This is a genomic window from Flavobacterium sp. HNIBRBA15423 (assembly GCF_052655965.1).
Genome location: NZ_CP199751.1, coordinates 148,824 through 173,729, shown reverse-complemented (window position 1 = coordinate 173,729; position 24,906 = coordinate 148,824). Strand labels below are relative to the sequence as shown.

At 30.9% G+C, this 24,906-nt stretch carries 18 protein-coding genes; 14 read left to right on the top strand and 4 right to left on the bottom strand.

Annotated elements, in window-relative coordinates; all coding sequences use genetic code 11:
• Position 1: 1 nt before the first annotated feature.
• From ACULEV_RS00720 to ACULEV_RS00690, 7 genes are all read left to right on the top strand, one after another.
• Positions 2 to 2,320 (top strand): glycoside hydrolase family 65 protein, encoded by a 2,319-nt coding sequence (locus ACULEV_RS00720; protein ID WP_445456776.1) that lies wholly within the window; start codon positions 2 to 4, stop codon positions 2,318 to 2,320.
• 4 nt (positions 2,321 to 2,324) lie between these two features.
• Entirely contained in the window at positions 2,325 to 4,439 is a 2,115-nt protein-coding gene (locus tag ACULEV_RS00715; RefSeq protein WP_445456775.1) for a glycoside hydrolase family 97 protein, read from the top strand.
• 53 nt (positions 4,440 to 4,492) lie between these two features.
• Complete coding sequence (locus ACULEV_RS00710) at positions 4,493 to 6,328, top strand: glycoside hydrolase family 13 protein (protein WP_445456774.1); 1,836 nt, start codon at positions 4,493 to 4,495, stop codon at positions 6,326 to 6,328.
• A 16-nt stretch (positions 6,329 to 6,344) separates the two neighbouring features.
• Positions 6,345 to 7,283, top strand: a complete 939-nt coding sequence (locus ACULEV_RS00705) for an alpha/beta hydrolase (RefSeq protein ID WP_445456773.1) — start codon at positions 6,345 to 6,347, stop codon at positions 7,281 to 7,283.
• Positions 7,284 to 7,290: 7 nt separating this feature from the next.
• Complete coding sequence (locus tag ACULEV_RS00700; RefSeq protein WP_445456772.1) at positions 7,291 to 8,733, top strand: alpha-amylase family glycosyl hydrolase; 1,443 nt, start codon at positions 7,291 to 7,293, stop codon at positions 8,731 to 8,733.
• Positions 8,734 to 8,813: 80 nt separating this feature from the next.
• Positions 8,814 to 9,491 (top strand): glycerophosphodiester phosphodiesterase, encoded by a 678-nt coding sequence (locus tag ACULEV_RS00695; RefSeq protein WP_445456771.1) that lies wholly within the window; start codon positions 8,814 to 8,816, stop codon positions 9,489 to 9,491.
• On the top strand, positions 9,488 to 10,696 hold the full coding sequence (locus ACULEV_RS00690; protein ID WP_445456770.1) for an NAD(P)/FAD-dependent oxidoreductase: 1,209 nt from the start codon (positions 9,488 to 9,490) through the stop codon (positions 10,694 to 10,696). The genes ACULEV_RS00695 and ACULEV_RS00690 overlap by 4 nt, the downstream gene beginning before the upstream one ends.
• Before the next feature lie 35 nt (positions 10,697 to 10,731).
• On the opposite strand, the gene ACULEV_RS00685 is transcribed toward ACULEV_RS00690, so the two are convergent.
• From ACULEV_RS00685 to ACULEV_RS00675, 3 genes are all read right to left on the bottom strand, one after another.
• On the bottom strand, positions 10,732 to 11,289 hold the full coding sequence (locus tag ACULEV_RS00685) for a hypothetical protein (protein ID WP_445456769.1): 558 nt from the start codon (positions 11,287 to 11,289) through the stop codon (positions 10,732 to 10,734).
• 25 nt (positions 11,290 to 11,314) lie between these two features.
• A complete protein-coding gene (locus ACULEV_RS00680; RefSeq protein ID WP_445456768.1) occupies positions 11,315 to 12,250 on the bottom strand; it encodes an OmpA family protein in 936 nt (311 codons plus the stop codon).
• A gap of 95 nt (positions 12,251 to 12,345) precedes the next feature.
• Positions 12,346 to 12,822: a TspO/MBR family protein gene (locus tag ACULEV_RS00675; RefSeq protein WP_445456767.1), complete on the bottom strand. Its 477-nt coding sequence runs from the start codon at positions 12,820 to 12,822 to the stop codon at positions 12,346 to 12,348.
• 81 nt (positions 12,823 to 12,903) lie between these two features.
• Between ACULEV_RS00675 and ACULEV_RS00670 the strand changes: the two genes are divergently transcribed.
• The 5 genes from ACULEV_RS00670 (at position 12,904) to ACULEV_RS00650 (ending at position 17,361) form a co-directional block, all read left to right on the top strand.
• On the top strand, positions 12,904 to 13,980 hold the full coding sequence (locus tag ACULEV_RS00670; protein ID WP_445456766.1) for a diphosphomevalonate/mevalonate 3,5-bisphosphate decarboxylase family protein: 1,077 nt from the start codon (positions 12,904 to 12,906) through the stop codon (positions 13,978 to 13,980).
• A gap of 35 nt (positions 13,981 to 14,015) precedes the next feature.
• On the top strand, positions 14,016 to 14,954 hold the full coding sequence (locus ACULEV_RS00665) for a mevalonate kinase family protein (protein ID WP_445456765.1): 939 nt from the start codon (positions 14,016 to 14,018) through the stop codon (positions 14,952 to 14,954).
• Between the two features lie 62 nt (positions 14,955 to 15,016).
• Positions 15,017 to 15,964, top strand: a complete 948-nt coding sequence (locus tag ACULEV_RS00660) for a geranylgeranylglycerol-phosphate geranylgeranyltransferase (RefSeq protein ID WP_445456764.1) — start codon at positions 15,017 to 15,019, stop codon at positions 15,962 to 15,964.
• Positions 15,965 to 16,051: 87 nt separating this feature from the next.
• A complete protein-coding gene (locus tag ACULEV_RS00655; protein WP_445456763.1) occupies positions 16,052 to 16,942 on the top strand; it encodes a pseudouridine synthase in 891 nt (296 codons plus the stop codon).
• Between the two features lie 59 nt (positions 16,943 to 17,001).
• On the top strand, positions 17,002 to 17,361 hold the full coding sequence (locus ACULEV_RS00650; RefSeq protein WP_445456762.1) for a nuclear transport factor 2 family protein: 360 nt from the start codon (positions 17,002 to 17,004) through the stop codon (positions 17,359 to 17,361).
• A gap of 148 nt (positions 17,362 to 17,509) precedes the next feature.
• Here the strand turns inward: ACULEV_RS00650 and dusB are convergent, their stop codons facing one another.
• Positions 17,510 to 18,505, bottom strand: coding sequence for a tRNA dihydrouridine synthase DusB (dusB, locus tag ACULEV_RS00645; protein ID WP_445456761.1), 996 nt, complete (start codon positions 18,503 to 18,505; stop codon positions 17,510 to 17,512).
• A 147-nt stretch (positions 18,506 to 18,652) separates the two neighbouring features.
• On the opposite strand from dusB, the gene lepA reads away from it, so the two are divergent.
• Both lepA and ACULEV_RS00635 read left to right on the top strand, forming a co-directional pair.
• Entirely contained in the window at positions 18,653 to 20,449 is a 1,797-nt protein-coding gene (gene lepA / locus ACULEV_RS00640) for a translation elongation factor 4 (RefSeq protein ID WP_445456760.1), read from the top strand.
• Between the two features lie 242 nt (positions 20,450 to 20,691).
• Positions 20,692 to 24,867 (top strand): choice-of-anchor L domain-containing protein, encoded by a 4,176-nt coding sequence (locus ACULEV_RS00635; RefSeq protein WP_445456759.1) that lies wholly within the window; start codon positions 20,692 to 20,694, stop codon positions 24,865 to 24,867.
• Positions 24,868 to 24,906: the final 39 nt, after the last annotated feature.

Sequence of the window (24,906 nt, the reverse complement as noted above, 5' to 3'; positions counted from 1 at the left end):
AATGAATCAGGATTATATATTACCAAATAACTGGTCGATTATTGAAGAAGGTTTTAATGCAGAAAGCGTAAAATCATCAGAAAGTCTTTTTAGCCTTGGAAATGGTGCTATGGGGCAAAGAGCAAATTTCGAAGAACATTATTCTGGAGATACTTTTCAAGGAAGTTACATAGCTGGAGTTTATTATCCAGATAAAACAAAAGTAGGCTGGTGGAAAAATGGATATCCAAAATATTTTGCTAAAGTTTTAAATGCTCCCAATTGGATTGGAATTGATGTAGAAATAAACGGAGAAAATTTAGATTTAGCTTCCTGCAAAGAAATTAAGAACTTCCGTCGCGAATTAAACATGAAAGAAGGCTGGTATAGTCGTTCATTTGATGTTGTCCTTAAAAACGATACTGAAATTTCAGTAAAAACACTTCGATTTCTTTCTTTAGATATTGATGAACTAGGTGCTATTAAATACGAAGTTACTCCTATAAATACAGATGCAAAAGTTGTTTTCAGACCTTATCTAGACGCTGGTATTGAAAACGAAGATACTAATTGGGAAGAAAAATTTTGGGAAACGCTATCCATCAAAAATGATGAAAATAAAGCTTTCATAGTAGCTCGTACCTTAAAAACAAAATTTACTGTAGCAACCTTTATGCAAAATAGCATTTTAGTTAATAACACTACGGCAGATGTATTACCTGTTGAAGTTAAAAAAGGTACTTCCAGTATCTCTTTTTCTTACGAAATTGCCGCAACTAAAGGACAAACAGTTGCCATTCAAAAACTAGGTGGTTATACCGTATCTACAAATCATGAAGAAGATTATTTAATAATAGCAGCTAAAAAAGTTTTACAAGAAGCTCAATCATTAGGATTTGAAGAATTATTAAACAAACAAAAAGACGTTTGGTCTAAAATTTGGGAAATGAGCGATATCACTATTGAAGGTGATGTAAAAGCGCAACAAGGAATTCGTTTTAATATTTTCCACTTAAATCAAACCTATTTAGGAAAAGATTCTCGTTTAAATATTGGCCCGAAAGGATTTACAGGAGAAAAATATGGTGGTTCAACTTATTGGGATACAGAAGCATATTGTATTCCTTTTTACATGGCCACAAAAGACCAAAATGTAGCCAGAAGTTTACTAGAATATCGTTACAACCAATTAGATAAAGCCATCGAAAATGCTCAAAATAATCTAGGTTTCAAAAACGGTGCAGCCTTGTATCCTATGGTTACCATGAATGGTGAAGAATGTCACAACGAATGGGAAATTACTCACGAAGAAATTCATCGTAATGGAGCTATTGCTTTTGCTATTTACAATTATCATAGATACACAGGTGATTACTCTTATATTCCAGAAAAAGGATTAGAAGTTTTAATAGGAATAGCCCGTTTTTGGTTCCAAAGAGCCACTTTTTCAACACATAAAAATAAATTTGTAATTCTTGGTGTAACTGGTCCAAATGAATACGAAAACAATGTAAACAACAATTGGTATACCAATTATATCGCAAAATGGTGTATTGATTATACTATTGAACAAATCCATAAAATTGAAAAAGAATATCCATCCGATTACACTCGGATTTTAAATAAAGTTGGGTTATCTACCACTGAAATTTCAGAAATGAAAAAAGTAGCAGATAATATGTATTTTCCATATTCAGAAGAATATGGTGTTTATTTACAACAAGATGGTTTTTTAGATAAAGAATTAATTACAGTTGCTAATTTAGATAAAAGTCAAAGACCAATTAATCAAAAATGGAGTTGGGATAGAATTTTACGTTCTCCATACATCAAACAAGCAGATATTTTACAAGGATTCTATTTCTTTGAAGACCATTTTACTAAAGAACAACTAGAGAAACATTTTGATTTTTACGAGCCATTCACAGTACATGAAAGTTCACTTTCTCCATGTGTTCATTCTATTCAAGCGGCTGTTTTAGGTCGAATGGAACAAGCCTACACTTTTTATTTAAGAACCTCTCGTTTAGATTTAGATGATTACAACAAAGAAGTTCATGAAGGCTTACACATTACATCAATGGCTGGAACATGGATGAGCATTGTTGAAGGTTTTGGAGGAATGCGTGTTAAAAACGACAAACTTCACTTTAATCCAAAGATTCCAAAAGAATGGAATTCTTATTCTTTTAAAGTAAATTTCAGAAATACAATTGTCAAAGTAGAAGTAAATCATCAAGAAACAAAAGTAAGTGTTGAAGGAAATCAAGAAATGGATATAATAATAAACGGAAAAAAGTACAATTGTCATGCTGAACTTATTTCAGCATCTAAAAAATAATCGCATGAAAATAATCAAAGTAGTAATCTTTATTCTATTCGTTTCAATTTTTGAAACAAATGCACAAGAATTGAAATCACCTAATGGAAATTTTAGCATGAAATTCTCCTTGTTAAATGATGGAACACCCACATACCAACTTTCTTATTTAAACAAGGAAGTGATAAAAACCAGTAAACTAGGTTTAGAATTAAAAAACGACACCAAATCACTTCTAAACGATTTTAAAATTACAAGCTCAACTCCATCAACATTCAATGAAACATGGAATACGGTTTGGGGTGAAGAAACGCAAATTCAAAATCATTATAATGAATTAGCAGTTAAATTAGTTCAAAATCAAACAGAAAGAGAAATGATTATTCGTTTTCGTTTGTTCAACGATGGCTTGGGTTTTAGGTACGAATTTCCAGAACAAAAAAAGTTAACTTATTTTGTAATAAAAGAAGAACGTACTGAATTTGCAATGACAGGAGATCACACTGCTTTTTGGATTCCTGGAGATTATGACACACAAGAATATGATTATACAGAATCCAAACTTTCTGAAATCAGAAAATTATTTAAAGGAGCTGTGAGTTCAAATGCTTCTCAAGAACAATTTTCAGAAACTGGAGTTCAAACTTCTCTAATGATGAAAACAACAGACGGAATTTACATCAATATTCACGAAGCAGCTTTGATTAATTATTCCTGTATGAGTTTAGATTTAAATGATAAAACATTTGTATTTCAATCACACTTAACTCCAGATGCAGTTGGAGATAAAGGCTACATGCAAGCTCCTTGTGTTTCACCATGGAGAACAATGGTAATTAGCAACGATGCAAGAACTATTTTAGCATCAAGAATGACATTAAATTTAAACGAACCATGTAAAATTGAAGATACTTCTTGGATAAAACCCGTAAAATATGTTGGTGTTTGGTGGGAAATGATTACAGGGAAAAGTTCATGGGCATATACAAATGATTTTCCAGCCATCCAATTAGGCTTTACAGATTATTCCAAAGCAAAACCAAATGGAACTCACGGGGCAAACAACAAACACGTAAAAGAATTAATCGATTTTGCTGCACTTCACGGATTTGATGCTGTTTTGGTTGAAGGTTGGAATGAAGGTTGGGAAGATTGGTTCGGACAATCAAAAGATTATGTGTTTGATTTTGTAACACCTTATCCAGATTTTGATGTACAAGGCATTCACGCTTACGCAAAATTAAAAGGAATAAAAATGATTATGCACCATGAAACTTCAGGTTCAGCCAGAAACTACGAACGCCACATGGATAAAGCCTATCAATTCATGAAAGACAATGGTTATGACGCAGTAAAAAGTGGTTATGTTGGAAATATGTTACCAAGAGGAGAACATCATTACAGTCAATGGATTTTAAATCACTATCAATATGCCATAGAAAAAGCAGCAGACTATAAAATTATGGTAAATGCACACGAAGCGGTTCGTCCAACAGGAATTTGCAGAACATATCCAAATTTAATCGGAAATGAGTCAGCTCGTGGAACGGAATTTCAAGCGTTTGGAGGTTCAAAACCAAATCATACCACAATTTTACCTTTCACAAGATTGATGGGTGGACCAATGGACTATACACCAGGAATTTTCGAAATGGACATCTCAAAATTAAATCCAGATAACAATTCTCATGTAAATACAACTTTAGCCAATCAATTAGGATTATATGTTGTAATGTATTCGCCTCTTCAAATGGCTGCTGATTTACCAGAAAATTACAATAGATTTTTAGATGCATTCCAATTCATTAAAGATGTTCCTGTTGAATGGTCAGAATCAAAATATTTAGAAGCTGAACCAGGTTATTACATCACAATTGCAAGAAAGGATAAAAATTCAAACAATTGGTTTGTGGGAAATAACAACGGAGTCAATGCAAGAACTGCAACAATTAGTTTAGATTTTCTTGAAAAAGGCAAAAAATATGAAGCAACAATTTATGCTGATGCAAAAGATGCAGATTATAAAACCAATCCGCAAGCTTATCAAATCACTAAACAAAAAGTAAATAGTAAGTCAAAATTAAAAATGGCTTCAGCGGCTGCTGGTGGTTACGGAATTAGTATTGTAGAAATAAAATAAATAATGAACCCTTTCAGAGTTTAAAACTCTGAAAGGGTTTTTAAAAGTATATTATGAAAAAACAAATCATAGTTTTATTCCTTTTAATAACAACTTTTACCTTTGCTCAAATCGACAAGATGGAACCACCATTTTGGTACGAAGGCATGAATAAAAGTGAAATACAAGTGTTGTTCTACGGAAAAAACATAGCTGATAATTTAGTTTCAGTTTCCAATAATGTTGTAATTACAAATGTTACTAAAACAGAAAATTCAAATTATCTTTTTGTAACGATAGACACAAAAAACACTATAGCTCAAACCTTAAAATTTACATTCAAGAATGGGGAAAAAACATTTTCAAAAGATTTTGAAATTAAAAAGCGTAAGGAAAATTCAGCTAACAGGAAAAGTTTTGATGCCTCAGATGTGATTTATTTGTTAATGCCAGATCGTTTTGCAAATGGAAATGAATCCAACGATTCATCAGAAAAATTACAAGAAAAAGCAAACAGAAATTTACCTGGAGGAAGACACGGTGGAGATATAGAAGGAATTATAAAAAATTTAGATTACATACAAGAATTAGGTGCAACTGCTATTTGGAGTACACCCATGTGTGAAGATAATGACAAAGGATATTCCTATCATACTTACGGACAATCAGATGTGTATCAAATCGATGCACGTTATGGAACTAATGAAGATTACAAACAATTAGCTTCAGAAATGCACAAACGTGATTTAAAATTAATCAAAGATTATGTAACCAATCATTGGGGTGCAGAACATTGGATGTTCAAAGATATGCCAACATACGATTGGTTCCATCAATTTCCAGGCTATGCACAAAGCAATTATCGCATGACGACTCAATACGATATAAATGGTTCAAAAAGAGATGCCAAATATTGTATGGATGGTTGGTTTGTACCAAGTATGCCCGATTTAAATCAGTCTAACCCTTTAGTTTTAAATTATTTAATTCAAAATGCCATTTGGTGGATTGAATATGCAGATTTGGATGGTTACAGAGTAGATACTTATTCTTACAATGACAAAGACGGAATTGCAAAATGGACAAAAGCCATCACAGATGAATATCCTTATTTTAATATTGTTGGAGAAGTTTGGATGCACGATCAAGCCCAAATTTCGTATTGGCAAAAAGATAGTCCTATTGCTAAAATTCAAAGTTATAATTCCTATTTGCCAAGTGTTATGGATTTTACGTTACATGATGCCTTTGGAAATGTTTTTAATGAAGATAATGCTTCGTGGAATGACGGAATGATTAAGTTTTACGACAATTTAGCTAATGATTTCTTATACGATAACACCAATAATTTATTGATATTTTTAGAAAATCATGATACAAGTAGATTCAATGAAATTTATAAAAATGATTTCAAAAAGTATCAATTAGGAATGACGATTTTAGCAACAATGCGTGGAATTCCACAAATTTATTATGGTACAGAAATAGGAATGGCTGGAGACAAAGGTAAAGGTGATGCCGATATTCGTCAAGATTTTCCGGGTGGTTGGAAAAATGATACAAACAATGCATTTACAAGTTCAGGAAGAACTGCTATTCAAAAACAATATTTTGATTTCTCTAAAAAATTATTGAATTGGAGAAAAGATAAAGAAGTAATTCACACAGGTAAACTAACACATTACATTCCTGAGAATAATGTGTATGTGTATTTCAGGCATAATGATAAGGAAAGTGTTATGATTATTCTAAATAATTCAAACGAAAAACAAACATTAAATTTAGATAGATTTCAAGAAAACATTCATAATTATACTAGCAGTAAAGATGTTTTAACAAATAAAACATTCGACCTAAACAAAGAAATTGCAATAGAAAGTAAATCAGTTTTAATTTTAGAATTAAATTAGCTATCAAAAAAAACAAATGAAAAAACTAATTTTATTACTATTACTATCCAGTTTATCATTCGCTCAAAACAAAATCAAACCAAGAATACTACCAAAATCTGATAAAGTAGTAGGAAATGTGATTCGATTAGATAGTTTCCCAACGAAACTAATTAAACCAAGAGCAGTTGATGTTTGGATTCCTGTGGGGTATTCTCCAAAGAAAAAATACAGCGTTATTTATATGCACGATGGACAAAATCTATTTGATTCAAACACTACTTGGAACAAACAAGAATGGATGGCCGATAATATTGCTTATAAATTAATGGATGAGCAAAAAGTAAAAGATTTCATAATCGTTGGTATTCATAATATTCCAGAAATTCGTTTTTTAGATTTATACCCAAAAAAGACTTTAAACTATTTATCTAAAAAAGTAAAAGATTCCATTTTTGAAGACTCGAAAAAGAAAGGAGTAAATATTACTGAAGAAAGTTTCAAAGGAGATAATTATCTAAAATTCATAGTAGAAGAATTAAAACCTTATATCGATGCTAATTTTTTTACCTTAAAAGATGCAGAAAACACATTTATTGGTGGTTCGAGCATGGGTGGTTTAATGTCTATGTATGGCATTTGTGAATATCCAGATGTTTTTAGTGGAGCAATATGCATTTCAACACATTGGCCTGGAATGTATCCACAAGAAAACAATCCTATTCCAAATTCTTTTTTTGAGTATTTAAAAACCAACATACCTTCTCCAGAAACTCACAAATTCTATTTTGATTTTGGAACTGAAACCTTAGATCAATATTATCCTCAATATGAAGAAATAGTAAATAAACTTTTCTATGATAAAGGATACTCCACCGAAAACTATAAAAACTTGCGATTTGAAGGAGAAAATCATTCTGAATTATCATGGCAAAAACGTTTTGATATTCCTTTATTATTCCTATTAGAAAAATAAATATAAAATGAAAAAACCAATTCTAGCCCTACTCTTCTTAGTCACTTTATTTAGCTGTAAACAAGAGAAAAAAGAAGTAACAGAAATACCTATAGTTGAAACGCAAGAAATTGAACCATTTACTTCAGAAATAACTGAAAATGCTATTATTTATGAAGCAAATATTCGTCAATATTCACCAGAAGGAACTTTCAATGCGTTTACCAAAGATATTCCACAATTAAAAGAACTTGGAGTAAAAATTATTTGGGTTATGCCAATTTTTCCAATTTCTCAAACTAAAAGGAAAGCAACTGGTGGTGATGATAGCAAATTTGCATCAGAAATGCCAAAAGAAGAACAATCTAAATATTTAGGAAGTTATTATGCTATTTCTGATTTCAAAAAAATAAATCCAGAATTTGGAACTATTGAAGATTTTAGAAAAATGGTAAAAACAGCTCATGAAAACGGAATTTATGTAATTCTAGATTGGGTGCCTAATCACACAGGTTGGGATCATATTTGGATAAAAGAACATCCAGAGTTTTATACCCAAAATGAAAAAGGTGAGATTGTTGATCCAACAAATCCTGAAACAGGCAAATCTTGGGGTTGGACAGATGTTGCCGATTTAAATTATGACAATCAAGAACTTCGTAAAACAATGACAGCGGATATGTTGCATTGGATAAAAAATGAAAATATTGATGGTTTCAGATGCGATGTAGCAAGTAATGTCCCAACCGATTTTTGGCAACAAGCTATTTCAACATTAAGAAAAGAGAAAAATATTTTCATGTTAGCGGAAGCTTGGCAACCAGAATTATTGAAAGACAATTTATTTGACATGTATTATTCATGGGATGGTCATCACACAATGAATGATATTGCAAAAGGTAAAAAAACTGTTGCTGACTGGGATACTTACATGGAAAAATCGGTTAAACAATATGAAGCCAATGATATTGCAATGAACTTTGTAGACAATCATGATGAAAATTCATGGAATGGAACAATTAAGGAACGAATGGGTGATGCATCCGAAATAATGATGGCTCTATCTTACATGACTCCTGGAATACCATTAATTTATAGTGGAGATGAATATGATTTAAATCATCGCTTGAAATTCTTCGAAAAAGACTCCATTCCAAAAATAAAAGGGAAAAATTGGGATATTTTTAAAACATTAGGCAAACTAAAAGAAGAAAATATTGCTTTAAATGGTGGAAAAAACAAAGCTACTTATAAAAAAATAAAAACTTCATTAAATGATAAAATTTTAGCCTTTGAAAGAGAAAAAGAAGGTAAAAAAATAATCTTTATAGGTAATTTATCAAAAGATAATCAAGATTTCACAATAGAATTAGAAGGAAATTTTAAAAATGTTTATACAAATGCGGATTTTTCGTTAAATAAAAACCAAAAAATCCAAATGGAATCTTGGAAATTTGTAATTTTGCAATAGTACAGGTTCATGTTTACCTGTTTGTTTGTTTGAATTGCGCGAATCTTATTTTAGATTCGCGCTTTTTTATAGCTTTGAATATGCAAAAAATTGGTCATAGAGGTGCAAAAGGATATAGCATTGAAAACACACTTGAGTCTTTTCAAAAAGCAATCGAACTAAATGTTGACGCTATAGAATTAGATGTTCATGTTTGCAAAAGCGGTGAACTTATTGTCTTTCACGATTTTACTTTGGAACGATTAACAAATGGTGAAGGAGAAGTTGCAAAATTCACTTTGGAGCAACTTAAAAAATTAAAAATTTCTGGAAAACACAAAATACCTACGCTAATTGAAATTTTAGAACTAATTGACAAAAGATGTAATATTAACATTGAATTAAAAGGGCACAATACGGCTAAACCAGTTTCAAAAATAATTGAAGATTATGTACAAAATAAGAATTGGAAATATTCCAACTTTATTATTTCTAGTTTTCAATATGAAGAACTCTCACATTTTAGCCAATTAAATTCTAATATTCCTCTAGCTGTTTTAACACAAGCAAGCGTAGAACAGGCTATTGAATGGGCTATCGAATTTAAAGCTACTCATATTCATCCTCATTTTTCATTATTAACCACAGATAATTGTAATTTTGCAAAAGAAAAAGGATTAAAAATCAATACATGGACAGTCAATGACACAATAGACATTGAACACGTAAAAAAATTTAGTATTGATGGTATCATTTCCGATTTTCCAGATAGAATATGAATTCAAAATACGATATAATAGTTGTGGGTGGTGGTGCAGCTGGTTTTTTTACTGCAATTAATATTGCTGAAAAAAATAAAAAGTATAAAATAGCCATTTTAGAACGTGGAAAAGAAGTTTTATCTAAAGTTCGAGTTTCTGGTGGTGGTCGTTGCAATGTAACACATGCTTGTTTTATACCTAATGACTTAGTAAAATTTTATCCTAGAGGAGAACGCGAATTAAAAGGTCCTTTTAACCAATTTTGTTCTGGTGATACCATTGAATGGTTTTCCAAACATGGAGTAGAATTAAAAATTGAAGATGATGGAAGAATGTTCCCCACAACAGATTCCTCTCAAACTATTATTGATTGTTTCATAAAAGCTACCGAAAAACTCAAAATTGACATCCTAACCTTACAAAGTGTTCAATCCATTTTTAAAAAAGAAGACAGTTGGAAAATTGATACAAATGTGGACTCATTTCAATGTCAAAAAATGATACTAACTACTGGAAGCAATCCAAAAATATGGGAGATGCTAGCTCATTTAGGGCATACAATTATCCCACCTGTTCCTTCCTTATTCACTTTTAACATTAAAGATTCTAGAATAAAGGATTTAATGGGTGTTTCCGCACTAGCTTCAGTAAAAGTTAAAGGAAGTAACCTAAAAGCTTCTGGACCTTTATTAATTACACATTGGGGAATGAGTGGTCCAGGAATTTTACGATTATCAGCTTGGGGTGCAAGAGAATTATTCGATAAAAATTATCACTTTACACTTCAAGTAAATTGGTTAAACGAAATTACTTTTGAAGAATGTTTAGATGAATTAAAAGAACTAAAAGAGGTTAATAATAAAAAGTTAATTTCAAAATTTTGTCCTTTTGATTTTCCAAAACGTTTATGGGAAAGTCTCACTTTTGCTTCTACTATTTCAAATGAATTAAAATGGGCAGATGTTTCAAAAAAACAATTGATTGTGCTCGCAGAACAATTAACAAATGGTCAATTTCAAGTAAACGGAAAAAGTACGTTTAAAGAAGAATTTGTTACTGCTGGAGGAATAGACTTGAAAGAAATAAATTTTAAAACTATGGAAAGTAAAGTCTTGCCTAATCTTTATTTTGCTGGTGAGATAGTTAATATTGATGCTATTACTGGCGGTTTCAATTTTCAAAATGCTTGGACAACAGGATTTATAATTAGTAAATCAATTTAATAAAAAAACCAGCAAATACTGGTCTTTATTATTATTTATCGTTCTCTTCCTCCATCTAAAATTCCTTGCCAATCTTTTAATTCTTGCCATTTTCCTTCATAGCATAATTTAGCTTGTCTTGGCCAAGTGCTAGGGTCATGAATTTGAAAACGTTCTCCAGCTTTATTTAGAATTTCTTTACATCTATCAACTGACATTTCAGATAAGGATTTCCAAGTTAGAATTCCAGAAGTTTTAAACAACTCTTCAATTTTTGGTCCAATTCCCTCAATAATTTTTAAATCATTTTCATTTACTTTTTTTCCAAAAACGGCTTTTGCTGTTACTCCATCAAACGGTAAAACGATAGGTGTTTCTGGAACATCAATAACAAAATTAGATTTATTTGCACTATTTTGATCTTTTAATTGAGAACGTAATTTATCAATATCAAGTCTTAATTGTGAATTCCTTCTATTACAACTATCTAAATCGTCCTGTAAAGAATCTGTATCTACAGTTGATGAACTTGAAGTCATTTTTCCAAGTAAATAGCCTAATATTCCACAAATAAGACCTACCAAGGCTGGAATTAAAAAACAAGGTAAATTCATAAGTATATAGTTTAGTTAGTTGTTGTTATTTTACAGTAATTTCTGTGCGTCTATTTTTTGCTCTTCCTTCCTCAGTTGAGTTATCAGCAATAGGTCGTGTTTCTCCTTTTCCAGCAGCTTCAATTTTAGCTGCAGGGATACCATTAGAAACAAAATATTTTTTTGCAAACGTAGCTCGCTCCTCAGAATAATATTGATTTGTATGTCTCACTCCTGGATCATTATCAGTATGACCTGTTATATTTATTTTTGAACCTTCAACATGATTCACATACTCTACAATAGCAGCAATTTTTTGTTTTTGACTTTGTGTTAAACTAATAGTAGATTGACCCGTATTAAAATACAAAGTTAATGGTGTAGCATTTATAGTTCTCTTTACAGCATTCCAATCTTTACCTTCAGATGCAACAACATCTTCTTTTAACCATCCAAAATAAACTGGCCCAAACAAGGTGTCATTTTTAACTATCAAATCTTCATGAAGTTCATCTGAAATTTCAATATTATTTTCTAAAATTCCTTTTTGTACTAAATAATTTTTCACAGCATTAGCTCTTGCCAATCCTAGATTTAGAAAAATTGAATTATTTTTTTCATCCGATTTATAAAAGCCTGTAACCTTGAACTTAGAATTACTTTTTTCAAGCGCTGCCTTTAATTTAGAAATTCCCAATTCAATAGAATCTGAAATAGGTAATAACAAATTAAAACTAGAAGAAGAAAAGTTAAAATTATCATTACAATTATAATTCAGATTTGGTAAAGAAAAGCTAAATCCATTCGCTTTAATGAGAGGAGTTGAAGTGGTTTCAGATTTTGATTTTGTATTACCCTTTTTGTCCTCCTCAGCAGTAATACCTTCTACTGTACAACAATTGCAACAAAAAGTAACATATAACCATGTTCCAATAAGAATTGTAGCTAAAATTCCAAATAGATAAAGTAATTTTTTGGACATAATCTTATAGTTTTGATTACTTTCAAAAATATAAAAAATTAACAAAAAAACAACTATAAAAATCTAAAAAATAACTATTTAATAAAATATAAATGCTAAAAATTAAGAATATAGATAAAAATTGTTAAAATAGTCGCAAAAGAAATCCACAAAATATAAGGAATAAAGAGTTTGGCAGCTGTTTTATCTATCTTCTTAAAAATCAGATACGTTTCAAACACAATAAGCCACAAAAGTATAATTTCTATTACTGCTAATAAAATATTATGTAATCCAAAAAACAGATAAGACCACAGAGCATTTAACAGCAATTGAACCGTAAAAAAGAACAATCCTTTTTTAACTAATTCTCTATTATTTTCTAGTTGATTCCAAACTAATCCACCAGCAATTCCCATTAAAACATACAGCAAACTCCATACAGGTGCAAAAATCCAATTAGGCGGATTAAAGAAAGGTTTTTTTAACGTAGGATACCAAGTTTTAACGCTTTCTGCTGTTACTAAACTAGATAAATAACCAACTGCTAAACAAATAGCCACTACATATACAATTCTCAAATACTTTTGCATCTACTAAATTTTGTAACAAAATAACGAATAAACTCACAAACAAGTGAATCTAAAATGGTATTTTTGCAAAAATTTTCAATTATGATATCTGAAAAGGACTTTATTACTTCAAATTATTCAAGAATTGAAACTGCTACTTTTCAATGGAGTGCACCTAGCAATATTGCATTAGTAAAATACTGGGGAAAAAAAGCAAATCAAATTCCTGCAAATCCTTCTATAAGTTTTACCTTAAATAATTGCAAAACGATTACAAAACTTTTAGTTTCAAAAAAAGAAAGTAACAAACATTTTTCTTTTGATTTATTATTTGAGGGCAAACCCAAAGAAGATTTTAAACCAAAAATTCAAAAATTCCTTGAAAGAATTGAAATCTATTGTCCGTTTTTAAAAGAATATCATTTAACAATTGATACCAAAAACACTTTCCCTCATAGCTCAGGAATAGCTTCTTCTGCCTCAGGAATGGCAGCTTTGGCTATGACTATTATGAGTTTAGAAAAAGAATTAAACCCATTTATTTCTGATGACTTTTTTTACCAAAAAGCTTCTTTTTTAGCAAGATTAGGTAGCGGAAGCGCTTGCAGAAGTATAAAAGGTGAAGTTGTAATTTGGGGAAATCATTTAGAAACAAAAAACAGTTCAGATTTATTTGGAATAGAATTTTCTGATATTCATCCTAATTTTAAAAACTATCAAGACACTATTCTACTAGTTGACAAAGGAGAAAAACAAGTTTCAAGTACAGTAGGACACGAATTGATGCACAATCATCCTTATGCTGAAAAAAGATTCAATCAAGCCCATGAAAATTTATCCAAAATAAAAACAATTCTTAGTAATGGCAATATAACTGAATTCATCAAAATAGTAGAAAGTGAAGCCTTAACCCTTCATGCTATGATGATGACATCTATGCCTTATTTTATTCTAATGAAACCCAACACTTTGGAAATCATAAATAAAATTTGGAAATTCAGAAGTGAAACAGAAATTCCAGTTTGTTTTACCCTAGATGCTGGTGCCAATGTTCATGTTTTATATCCTGAAAATGGTAAAGAAAAAGTTTTAGAATTTATTAAGAATGAATTAGTTGGCAATTGTCAAAATGGTCAGTATATTTGCGATCAAATTGGAACAGGAGCAAAATCAATTTAATTTTGTATATTTAACTTACCAATATTAAAAACCCTATGAAAGGACCCTTATTTTACTCAAAAATATTACTCTTTGGAGAATATGGAATTATCCAAGACTCTAAAGGACTTTCAATTCCTTATAATTTCTATAAAGGAGCTTTAAAAACAGATGAAAACCCTTCAGCAGAAGCTATAAAATCTAATGAAAGTTTATTAAAATTTTCAGTTTATTTGAATGAATTGCAATCTAATAATCCTGAATTAGTTACCTTTAACATTACAGCATTACAACAAGATATTGCTAACGGAATGTATTTCGATTCTAGTATTCCGCAAGGTTATGGTGTAGGAAGCAGTGGTGCGTTAGTAGCAGCTATTTATGATAAATATGCTTCTAACAAAATTACCGTTTTAGAAAACTTAACCAGAGATAAATTATTACAACTAAAAGGGATTTTTGCACAAATGGAATCTTTTTTTCATGGTAAAAGTTCTGGTTTAGATCCTTTGAATAGCTATTTAAGTTTACCAATATTAATTAACTCAAAAGACAATATTGAACCAACAGGAATTCCTAGCCAAAGTACACGAGGCAAAGGAGCCGTTTTCCTAATTGATTCTGGCATTGTTGGAGAAACTGCTCCAATGGTTAATATTTTTATGGAAAATTTAAAAGATAATGGTTTTAGAAGAATGCTAAAATCACAATTTATAAAGCACACAGATGCTTGTGTGGAAAATTTTTTACATGGAGATATTAAGTCTTTGTTTGCCAATACAAAAAAGCTTTCAAAAGTAGTTTTAAACCACTTCAAACCAATGATTCCTGAGCAATTTCACAAAGTTTGGCAAAATGGAATTGAAACAAACGATTACTACTTAAAATTATGTGGTTCTGGTGGTGGTGGTTACATTCTTGGCTTTACTGAAGACCTTGAAAAAGCAAAGGCATCATTGAAAGACTACAAACTTGAAGTCGTTTATAATTTTTAAAAGAATCCTATTTCAATGTTTCGAATTTTCGGAATAAAGAAATGTCTATTTATTGATAAAAAATGCTGAGTCGTAAATCCAAATTATTTCTAACCAAAATATTCAGTTTCTTTTCTGTTGTTAGAGGTTATAATATTTGGGTAATTGTTTTAGCACAATATTTATCTGCCATTTTTATTTTAGCTCCAGAAAGAAGAGCTTTAGATATTTTATTCGATTGGAATTTATTTCTTATTGTTTTTGCATCTTCCTTAACTATTGCTTCTGGTTATATTATTAATAATTTTTATGATGCAAAAAAAGATCTAATTAATAGACCTAGAAAAGCTATGATTGATCGATTGGTAAGTCAATCTACCAAATTGAAAGTTTATTTTGCTGTTAATTTTTTTATCGTAACTCTTGTTAGCTTTATTTCTTGGAAAGCTGTCTTATTTTTCTCTAGTTATATATTTTTAATTTGGTATTATTCTCATAAATTGAAAAAATACCCTATGATAGGTAACTTAACAGCTGCTGTATTAGCCATTTTACCTTTTTTTGGCATCTTAATGTACTATAAGAACTTTTATCATGTAATTTTTGCACATGCAACCTTTTTATTTTTATTAATTCTTATTCGTGAACTAATTAAAGATTTGGAAAACATTGAAGGTGATTTGGTAAACGAATACAAAACAATTCCTGTTCTATTTAATGAAAAAACAGCAAAAACAATTATTTCTATATTAACAATAGCAACTTTAATACCTGTTTATTTCTTAATAGATATCTATGATGTAGGCTATATGGACATCTATTTTTATTTTAGTCTCTTATTACTACTCTACTTTTTCATCCAACTTTGGAAATCCAAACAAAAGTCCGATTTCCTTAAATTGCATTTTCTATTAAAATTCATCATTGTAGCTGGTGTTTTCTGTATAATTTTAATAGATCCATCTGTGTTACTACATGGACAAAAATTATTATCACAACATTACAACTATTTTGCAACTGCTTTTATTTAAGTTCTTCTAAACAAACTAATTGTAATTTATAATAAAAATATGTGATTCAACTTATTAGTTATATCTTTGCAAAAAATACAATAGAATATGTCACGTCACCAAGGAAATGATAAAAGTAGACCAGGTTCAGGAAGACAAGGTGGTTTTAAGAAAACAAGTAACTCAAGAGGAAATGCTCCTATAAGAAAAACACCTTCAAAATTTTCAGTTAAACCAGAAGAAAACAAAGTATCGAAAACTCCAAAAGCACCAAAAACGCCTTCTAATCCAGATGAAATGCGTTTGAATAAATATATTTCAAATTCTGGTATGTGTAGCCGACGAGAAGCTGATATTTACATACAAAGCGGTAATGTTAAAGTAAATGGAGAAGTTATTACCGAAATGGGACACAAAGTAAAATTAAATGATGTAGTTGTTTTTGATGGTTCTACTATTACACCAGAAAAAAAAGAATATATTTTACTAAACAAGCCTAAAAACTTCTCTACTGTAGGTGATGATGAAAAAGGAGATGGAAATGTTTTGGATTTAGTTAGAGGTGCTACTAAGGCAAAAATTCAACCTGTTGGAAGAATGGATAAAACAACTACTGGATTATTATTGTTTACCAACGATACTGACATGGCTCGTAAATTTACCACTCCTAATCAACGTTCTTCTAAGCTATATCAAGTAACTTTAGATAAAAACTTAAAATACGAAGATTTAGAAAAAATTGCTAGCGGTATAACTATTGATGAATATAAAATATATGTAGAAGAAATAACCTATATTGAAAACGAACCTAAAAGCGAAATAGGCATCAAAATGAAAACGGCTAATGTAAAAATTGTTCGTAAGATTTTTGAACATTTAAATTACAATGTTATCAAATTAGACCGTGTTACTTTTGCTGGTTTAACCAAAAAAAATCTACCACGTGGTAATTGGAGATTTCTTACTGAACAAGAAATTATCAATTTAAAAAATTCTTAAAAAACAATCTAAAAACCACGAATAGCATAATGAAATTCGTGGTTATTTTTCACCTATATATGTCCAATCAATCACAACAAATTGCCATTCGCTGGTTTGAAGCTTTTAATACCAAAAATTTAGAGAATTTATTGGCCCTTTATGATGATGAAGCCCAACATTACAGTCCAAAACTAAAAATCCATCAACCAGAAACCAAAGGTTTAATTACAGGTAAAGAAGCCCTGAGAGCTTGGTGGCAAGATGCTTTTGACAAACTACCAACATTACATTATAAAGTTACTTCTTTAACAGCTAATACCGATAGAGTATTTATGGAATACATCCGTCAAGTTAAAAATGAAGAAGATATATTAGTTGCTGAAGTTTTAGAAATCAAAGAGGAAAAAATAATTAGTTCTCGTGTTTATCATGGATAGAGAAGCTGTCCAACAAGTATTTTTCTGTCAATCTGAACTTGTTTCAGATTCTAAATCCAGATTCAAAATCAATTATATAAGATTCTAATTCGCCTAAGTGAATAGAATGACTGTCTCCTGACTTTTCGGACAACCTCTTTATATTTTCCTATTCTACAAATTGATAATCTCCAAAAACTTGCTCAATTTCAGTAAAAACATCTAATAGTTGATGTAAACCATCTGTAGTAACTAATTTTTGTTTGTATTCTTTAAATCCATGAATTCCTTTAAAATAATTAGTATAATGCCTACGCATTTCCACTACTCCTACTCGCTCATTTTTCCATTCTACAGACCAAATCAAATGATTTCTTGCTGCTTCAATACGATCTTTCATAGTAGGCGGAGCCAAATGTTCACCAGTAGCAAAAAAATGTTTAATTTCATTAAAAATCCAAGGATAACCTATAGCTGCACGACCAATCATCATACCATCTAAACCAAATTTATTCTTATACTCCAATGCTTTTTCAGGAGAATCAATATCACCATTTCCAAAAATAGGCATACTAATTCTAGGATTGTTTTTCACCCGAGCAATATGTGTCCAATCGGAATGACCCTTATACATTTGCGCTCTTGTCCTTGCATGAACGGTTAATGCTTGCACACCTATATCTTGCAAACGTTCGGCAACCTCATCAATATTAATCGAATCATCATCCCAACCCAAACGTGTTTTTACGGTAACAGGAAGATTGGTTCCTTTGATTACTGCTTTTGTTAAGCGAACCATTAAATCTACATCTTTTAAAACACCAGCCCCAGCACCTTTGCAAACCACTTTTTTTACAGGACAACCAAAATTAATATCTACCAAATCAGGTTGCACTGTATCTACAATTCTTGAAGACATTTCCATTGCTTCTTCATCACCACCAAAAATTTGAATCCCAACAGGCCGTTCATAATCAAAGATATCTAGCTTTTGTCGGCTTTTTATAGCATCACGAATTAATCCTTCCGAAGAAATAAACTCCGAATACATTAAATCAGCTCCATGCAGTTTACACAAACGACGAAAAGGAGGATCACTCACATCTTCCATAGGTGCAAGTAAAAGCGGAAATTCTGGTAATTCGATGTTGCCAATTTTGGGCATTGTATTCAAGTATTTTTTGCAAAAATACTACTTTTTTTTATTTCTACTTCGAGCTTTCCATTTTAGTCCTTTTTAAGTCAAAACTTTACTTTATATTTGCAGATTGAATACGATAGTATTTTAAAGGAAATTTGATAGAATCAGAAGATGAAGAACATTAGAAATTTTTGCATTATTGCGCATATCGATCATGGTAAAAGTACTTTGGCCGATAGATTATTAGGAGCTACTCAAACTGTTACAGCTAGAGAAGAGAAAGCGCAATTGCTAGACAATATGGATTTGGAACGTGAGCGTGGAATAACCATTAAGAGTCATGCGATTCAAATGAATTACACACATAATGGAGAAGATTATATTTTAAATTTAATCGACACTCCAGGTCACGTAGATTTCTCTTACGAAGTTTCTCGTTCTATTGCAGCTTGTGAAGGAGCTTTGTTAATTGTTGATGCTGCTCAAAGTATTCAAGCACAAACGATTTCAAATTTATATTTAGCCTTAGAAAATGATTTAGAAATTATCCCTGTTTTAAATAAAGTTGATTTACCAAGTGCTAATCCAGAAGAAGTAAGTGATGATATCATTGACTTATTAGGCTGTAAATTAGAAGACATTATTCATGCTTCTGGTAAAACAGGTTTTGGAGTAGATAAAATTTTGGAAGCTATCATAAACAAAGTACCTGCTCCAAAAGGAAATCCTGATGAACCATTACAAGCTTTAATTTTTGATTCTCATTATAATCCTTTTAGAGGAATTGAAGTTATTTTCCGAGTTATTAATGGAGAAATAACAAAAGGACAAAAAATTAAGTTCATGGCTACTGGTAAAGAGTATTTTGCTGATGAAGTAGGAACTTTAAAATTAAATCAGGTTCCAAAAAATAAAATTTCAAGTGGTGATGTAGGATATCTAGTTTCTGGAATTAAAGAAGCTAAAGAAGTAAAAGTAGGTGATACTATTACTGATGCAAAAACACCTACTACTAATATGATTACTGGTTTTGAAAATGTAAAACCAATGGTTTTTGCTGGAATTTATCCAGTTGACACAGAAGATTTTGAAGACTTACGTGCTTCTATGGAAAAACTGCAACTTAATGATGCTTCTTTGGTTTTTGCACCAGAAAGTTCAGCCGCTTTAGGGTTTGGTTTCCGTTGTGGATTCTTAGGAATGTTACACTTGGAAATCATTCAAGAGCGTTTAGAACGTGAATTTGACATGACAGTCATTACAACTGTTCCAAACGTTTCGTATTTGGCTTATACCAAAAAAGAACCCGAAACTGCTCTTATTGTAAACAACCCATCTGATTTACCAGAACCTTCAAAATTAGATCGTGTTGAGGAACCTTACATTAAGGCAACTATCATTACAAAATCAGATTTTGTAGGAAACGTAATGAGTTTATGTATCGAAAAAAGAGGAGTTATTACCAATCAAACCTATTTAACTACTGAAAGAGTCGAATTAAATTTTGATATGCCTTTAGCAGAAATTGTATTTGATTTTTATGACCGATTAAAAACGGTTTCTAAAGGATATGCTTCTTTTGATTATCATCCAATAGGAATGCGTACTTCAAAATTAGTAAAACTTGATGTTTTATTAAACGCACAATCTGTAGATGCTTTATCTGCATTAATACATGAAGACAATGCCTATTACATTGGTAAAAAAATGTGTGAAAAATTACGTGAATTAATTCCAAGACAACAATTTGATATTCCAATTCAAGCTGCAATAGGTGCTAAAATTATTGCTCGTGAAACCATAAAAGCACTTCGTAAAGATGTAACAGCTAAATGTTATGGTGGTGATATTTCTCGTAAAAGAAAGCTTCTTGAAAAACAGAAAAAAGGAAAAAAACGTATGCGACAAGTAGGAAATGTAGAAATTCCTCAAGAAGCATTTATGGCTGTCTTAAAATTGAATGACTAAGTTTTTTTAAGAATATAAAACAAACCCAATAATTAAAAGTTATTGGGTTTGTTTTATTATTACATTTTTACTGATATCCAATTTATTAATCAATTTTCACCTTTGATAAGAATATAAAACTAATATTATTATCCCAATAAGTTAATAATATTAACTTTTTAAATCAAAAGAAGCTTTCTCTACTAAAAAAATACTTAATTTTGTAATTATCAAAATGATTTTCAACCCCCAAAGATATCATAATGAAAAAACTACTAATTTTAATTTGGCTAATGCCAATGTTATGTTATTCTCAATCTATAACGGTTGATGATACTAGTAATTCACCTAGTCAGCTAGTTGATTTACTCTTAGGTAATTCTTGTACAGATGTTTCCAATGTAACTATTTCATCCAGTCAATCAGTTGCTTCCTTTAACAATAATGGCTCTGCTTTTCCAATCAATGAAGGTATTATTATTAGAAGTGGTATAGCCAAACATTCTGAAGGTATCTATACTGGTAATAATCTTGATAGTCAAATGAATAACACAGGTGACACTGGATTGCAAAACATAGTAAGTAGCACAGGTCAATCTGGAAATATTACCGATGTAGCTTTCCTTCAATTTGACTTTGTACCTTTATCTTCAAACTTTAGTTTTGATTTCTTATTTGCTTCTAATGAGTATGGCCAATGGCAATGTGCTTCGTTTGATACTTTTGCTTTTTTCTTAACAGACTTAACCACTAATACGACTACTAACTTAGCTGTAATTCCTACTACAACTACTCCTGTTTCGGTATTAAATATAAGAGATCAAGCTTATAATAGCAATTGTACTTCTGCAAATGCTAGTTTATTTAGTACATACAATGTAAACAACCCTAGCGCTTCAACAGTGAACATGAGAGGTTTTACAACTGTAATGAATGCTTCATCTGCAGTTACTCCGAACAATTCATATAGAATTCGTTTAGTAATAGGAGATTACCAAGATTATAGATATGATTCTGCTGTATTTCTAGCTTCTGGTAGTTTTATTACAACAATAGACTTAGGACCAGATGCAACTATTTGTAGTGGTGACAGTACTACTATAACTAGTGGTTTAAGCGACACAGAATTTAACCATAGTTGGACATTAAACGGAGGACCTTTATCTGAAACAAGTAATACCTTAACAGTTACACAAAGTGGATTGTATGAAGTAACCTTAACTAAGCCTAATACCAATTGTGTGATTTCTGACCAAATAGTATTTTATGATTTAGCTGTAAATAATCCTTCAAATCTAACAGCTTGTAATAATGGAAGTACAAATTATAATTATGATTTAACACAAAATAATGAAACCACATTAGCCATTGATGATGCTATTTATGATGTTTTTTATTATACTTCATTAGCTGATGCGAATTCAAATACAAACCCAATTCCTCAAGCGCAAATTACAAATTATACTAGCTCTGGAAACGAAACAGTTTATTTGGCTTTATTCAACACTAACACATCCAATTTCTGTGATGCAGTCTATACATTTGATTTATTAGTTAGTGCACCAATAACTGTTAATGCAATTGATAATTTTGAAAACTGCGATTCAACATCTTCTTCTGGGCAAACAGTAAATTTAATTAATCAAACTTTATTAAATAACCCTCAACTTTCACCAAATTATAATTTCTCGTTCTACCCTTCTCAGAATGAAGCACAAATTGGTGGAACAGGAAGTTATACAAACCCAACTAATTATGCAGTAGCATCAGGTGCTTCAACACAAACAGTATGGGTTAGAATTGAATCTATTGCAAATCCACAATGTTTTGCAGTTAGTAATTTTGATATTATCATAAATCCATTACCTATAGTTGATACAATTGCTAATGTAATTGAATGCCATGATTATACCTTACCAAATATTTCAAATGGAAATTATTTTTCTGGACCTAATGGTACCGGAATAGCTTATAATGCAGGGGATGTAATTGACAATAGTGGTCTATATTATATCTTCAATGGTCCCGACACAAATGGCTGTACTAATCAATCTAGTTTTGAAATTACACTTATTGATGAATATGGAATTCCTCTTGAGCATTGTGGACAATTTATCGTTCCAAATCCTATAGTTGGTAATTTTTACGAACAAACTGGTGGACCAAACACTATTTCCAATGTTCTTATTCCAAGCGGAACAATAATCACAACTAATCAAACAATATATTATTATGCTGAAGTTAATGGAACATTTTGTAAAGAAGAAGCCTTCCCTTTAATTATCCATCCATTACCTCCTGTAGATTCTTTAAGTGATGTTACTACTTGTGTAAGTTATACGTTGCAACCTTTGACTAATGGGAGCTATTTTAACGCCCAAGGAAGTCCTTTAAATGCAGGAGATGCTATTACAACTACACAAACCATAACAATTACAAACGGACCAGATGTAAATGGCTGTAGCGATAGTACGAATTTTACCATTTATATTATAAACAATGTTGGTAATCAAACTGCTTGTGGTAGTTATACTTTACCTGTTTTAGATGCAGGTAATTATTATACAGGTCCAATGGGAACTGGAACAATAATTCCAGCACAAACTTCTATTACAACCTCACAAACTATTTATATTTATGCCAATACAAGTACAGCTCCCAATTGTACTGATAATATGTCTTTTGATGTAACTATATTACCTGTTCCTCCAGTAGATAATCCAAACGATGTAACAGCTTGTGACTATTATATTTTACCAGCACTTACTAATGGAAATTATTTTACTGCACCAAATGGCACTGGAACGATGTTAAATGCTGGAACTATAATCGATTTGACTGGCAATAATTATCCACCAGGCACTTATTATGTTTACACGCCTGCAAATTCTGCTGGTTGTGATAATGAGAATTCGTTTACTATAACTATTAATCCATTACCGCCAGTTGATACAGTTGGAGATTTATACTATTGTAACTCTTATTCCTTAGCAAATCCAATAAATGGAGCTTTTTATACTGGTCCTAATGCTACTGGAACTTTAGTAAACCCTACGATGATTTTTGAAGAAACAAAAACATTTTACATTTACAACATAGATCCAAATACGGGTTGTTTTCGAGACATTCCATTTACTGTTTACTACAATTACATTGGTTTACCCGATTATAATAATATTGCAAACTGTGATTCTTACACTTTGGAAACACTTACACATAATCCGTCATTTCCTGACAATTATACAATTAATTATTATTCACAACCTGGTGGAAACCCAGCAGATTTGATTAGTCCAAGTAATTACACAATCACTTCTACACAAACCATTTATGTTTTTGCTAGTAATGGTGATCGTTTCCCTTGTACAGAAGAAAAAAGTTTTATTGTAACTATTTCACAAACACCCGATTTAAACACATACTCAATTGATTTTTCAGCTATTAACGGTACTAATTATTGTGGTGAATTCACATTACCAACATTAACAGCCACAACTTACAACGTTAATTACTTTAGTCAACCAGGAGGAAATCCTACGGATTTAATTAATCCAAATGATTATACATTTTCAGTTGAAGCATTATCACCTAATCAAACTTTTGATATTTGGGTATATGCGGAAGCAACTGATAATGTAAATTGTAATGACGAAACACATTTTCAGTTTACAGTTTATCCAAGAGCTATCTTTTCTGTAGAAGATGGTATCATTTGTGTTAATCCTGAAACTGGAACAGTAGAACAAACCACCGTTTTAGAAGTAATACAAGATAGTAATCTTAATAGTAGTAATTATAATATCGAATGGTATTTGAACGGAACGCTTATGGGAACTGGCTTTCAATATGTAGCAGAAGCAATAGGCATTTATGATGTTGTTCCAATTAAATTAATACCAGAAAATGCGCCCGATTGTTCTTATAACCCTACAACAGTTGAAGTTACTCAATCTAGTACAGCTATAGCTGAAGTAATCGTAACAGATACTTTTGAAGAAGTTGCAGTTGCGACTGTGAATATCATAAATGGATTCGGAAATTATGAATATCAATTAGACGATGGTGCTTTTCAAGAAAGTAACATTTTTGCTGATGTAAGTTCTGGAGACCACACAATAACAGTCAATGATGTTTATGGAAATTGTGGAGACAGAACACTAACATTTACTGTAATTAAATATCCTAAATTTTTTACTCCTAATGGAGATGGCTATAATGACCGATGGAATATTTATGATTTAAAAGATAATCCAGAGGCTTTAATTTCTATTTTTGATCGCTATGGTAAATTAATCAAACAAATAGCACCAAACGGAATAGGTTGGGACGGAACATATAATGGAACACCTTTGCCTTCTACCGATTATTGGTTTGTTGTTGATTATAAATACAAAGATCAAAACAGAACGTTTAAAGCTCACTTTACAATGAAGAGATAAAACAAAGAAACGCTTGGAAATCCAAGCGTTTCTTTGTTA

What these genes read in the sequence shown, in the direction of transcription:
- ACULEV_RS00705 (WP_445456773.1), top strand. Translation starts at nt 6,345, where the DNA reads ATGAAAAAACTAATTTTATTACTATTACTATCCAGTTTATCATTCGCT.
- ACULEV_RS00665 (WP_445456765.1), top strand. Translation starts at nt 14,016, where the DNA reads ATGAAAGGACCCTTATTTTACTCAAAAATATTACTCTTTGGAGAATAT.
- ACULEV_RS00695 (WP_445456771.1), top strand. Translation starts at nt 8,814, where the DNA reads ATGCAAAAAATTGGTCATAGAGGTGCAAAAGGATATAGCATTGAAAAC.
- ACULEV_RS00650 (WP_445456762.1), top strand. Translation starts at nt 17,002, where the DNA reads ATGTCCAATCAATCACAACAAATTGCCATTCGCTGGTTTGAAGCTTTT.
- dusB (WP_445456761.1), bottom strand. Translation starts at nt 18,505, where the DNA reads ATGCCCAAAATTGGCAACATCGAATTACCAGAATTTCCGCTTTTACTT.
- ACULEV_RS00720 (WP_445456776.1), top strand. Translation starts at nt 2, where the DNA reads ATGAATCAGGATTATATATTACCAAATAACTGGTCGATTATTGAAGAA.
- ACULEV_RS00685 (WP_445456769.1), bottom strand. Translation starts at nt 11,289, where the DNA reads ATGAATTTACCTTGTTTTTTAATTCCAGCCTTGGTAGGTCTTATTTGT.
- ACULEV_RS00660 (WP_445456764.1), top strand. Translation starts at nt 15,017, where the DNA reads ATGCTGAGTCGTAAATCCAAATTATTTCTAACCAAAATATTCAGTTTC.
- ACULEV_RS00715 (WP_445456775.1), top strand. Translation starts at nt 2,325, where the DNA reads ATGAAAATAATCAAAGTAGTAATCTTTATTCTATTCGTTTCAATTTTT.
- ACULEV_RS00690 (WP_445456770.1), top strand. Translation starts at nt 9,488, where the DNA reads ATGAATTCAAAATACGATATAATAGTTGTGGGTGGTGGTGCAGCTGGT.
- ACULEV_RS00675 (WP_445456767.1), bottom strand. Translation starts at nt 12,822, where the DNA reads ATGCAAAAGTATTTGAGAATTGTATATGTAGTGGCTATTTGTTTAGCA.
- ACULEV_RS00670 (WP_445456766.1), top strand. Translation starts at nt 12,904, where the DNA reads ATGATATCTGAAAAGGACTTTATTACTTCAAATTATTCAAGAATTGAA.
- ACULEV_RS00635 (WP_445456759.1), top strand. Translation starts at nt 20,692, where the DNA reads ATGAAAAAACTACTAATTTTAATTTGGCTAATGCCAATGTTATGTTAT.
- ACULEV_RS00655 (WP_445456763.1), top strand. Translation starts at nt 16,052, where the DNA reads ATGTCACGTCACCAAGGAAATGATAAAAGTAGACCAGGTTCAGGAAGA.
- ACULEV_RS00710 (WP_445456774.1), top strand. Translation starts at nt 4,493, where the DNA reads ATGAAAAAACAAATCATAGTTTTATTCCTTTTAATAACAACTTTTACC.
- ACULEV_RS00700 (WP_445456772.1), top strand. Translation starts at nt 7,291, where the DNA reads ATGAAAAAACCAATTCTAGCCCTACTCTTCTTAGTCACTTTATTTAGC.
- ACULEV_RS00680 (WP_445456768.1), bottom strand. Translation starts at nt 12,250, where the DNA reads ATGTCCAAAAAATTACTTTATCTATTTGGAATTTTAGCTACAATTCTT.
- lepA (WP_445456760.1), top strand. Translation starts at nt 18,653, where the DNA reads ATGAAGAACATTAGAAATTTTTGCATTATTGCGCATATCGATCATGGT.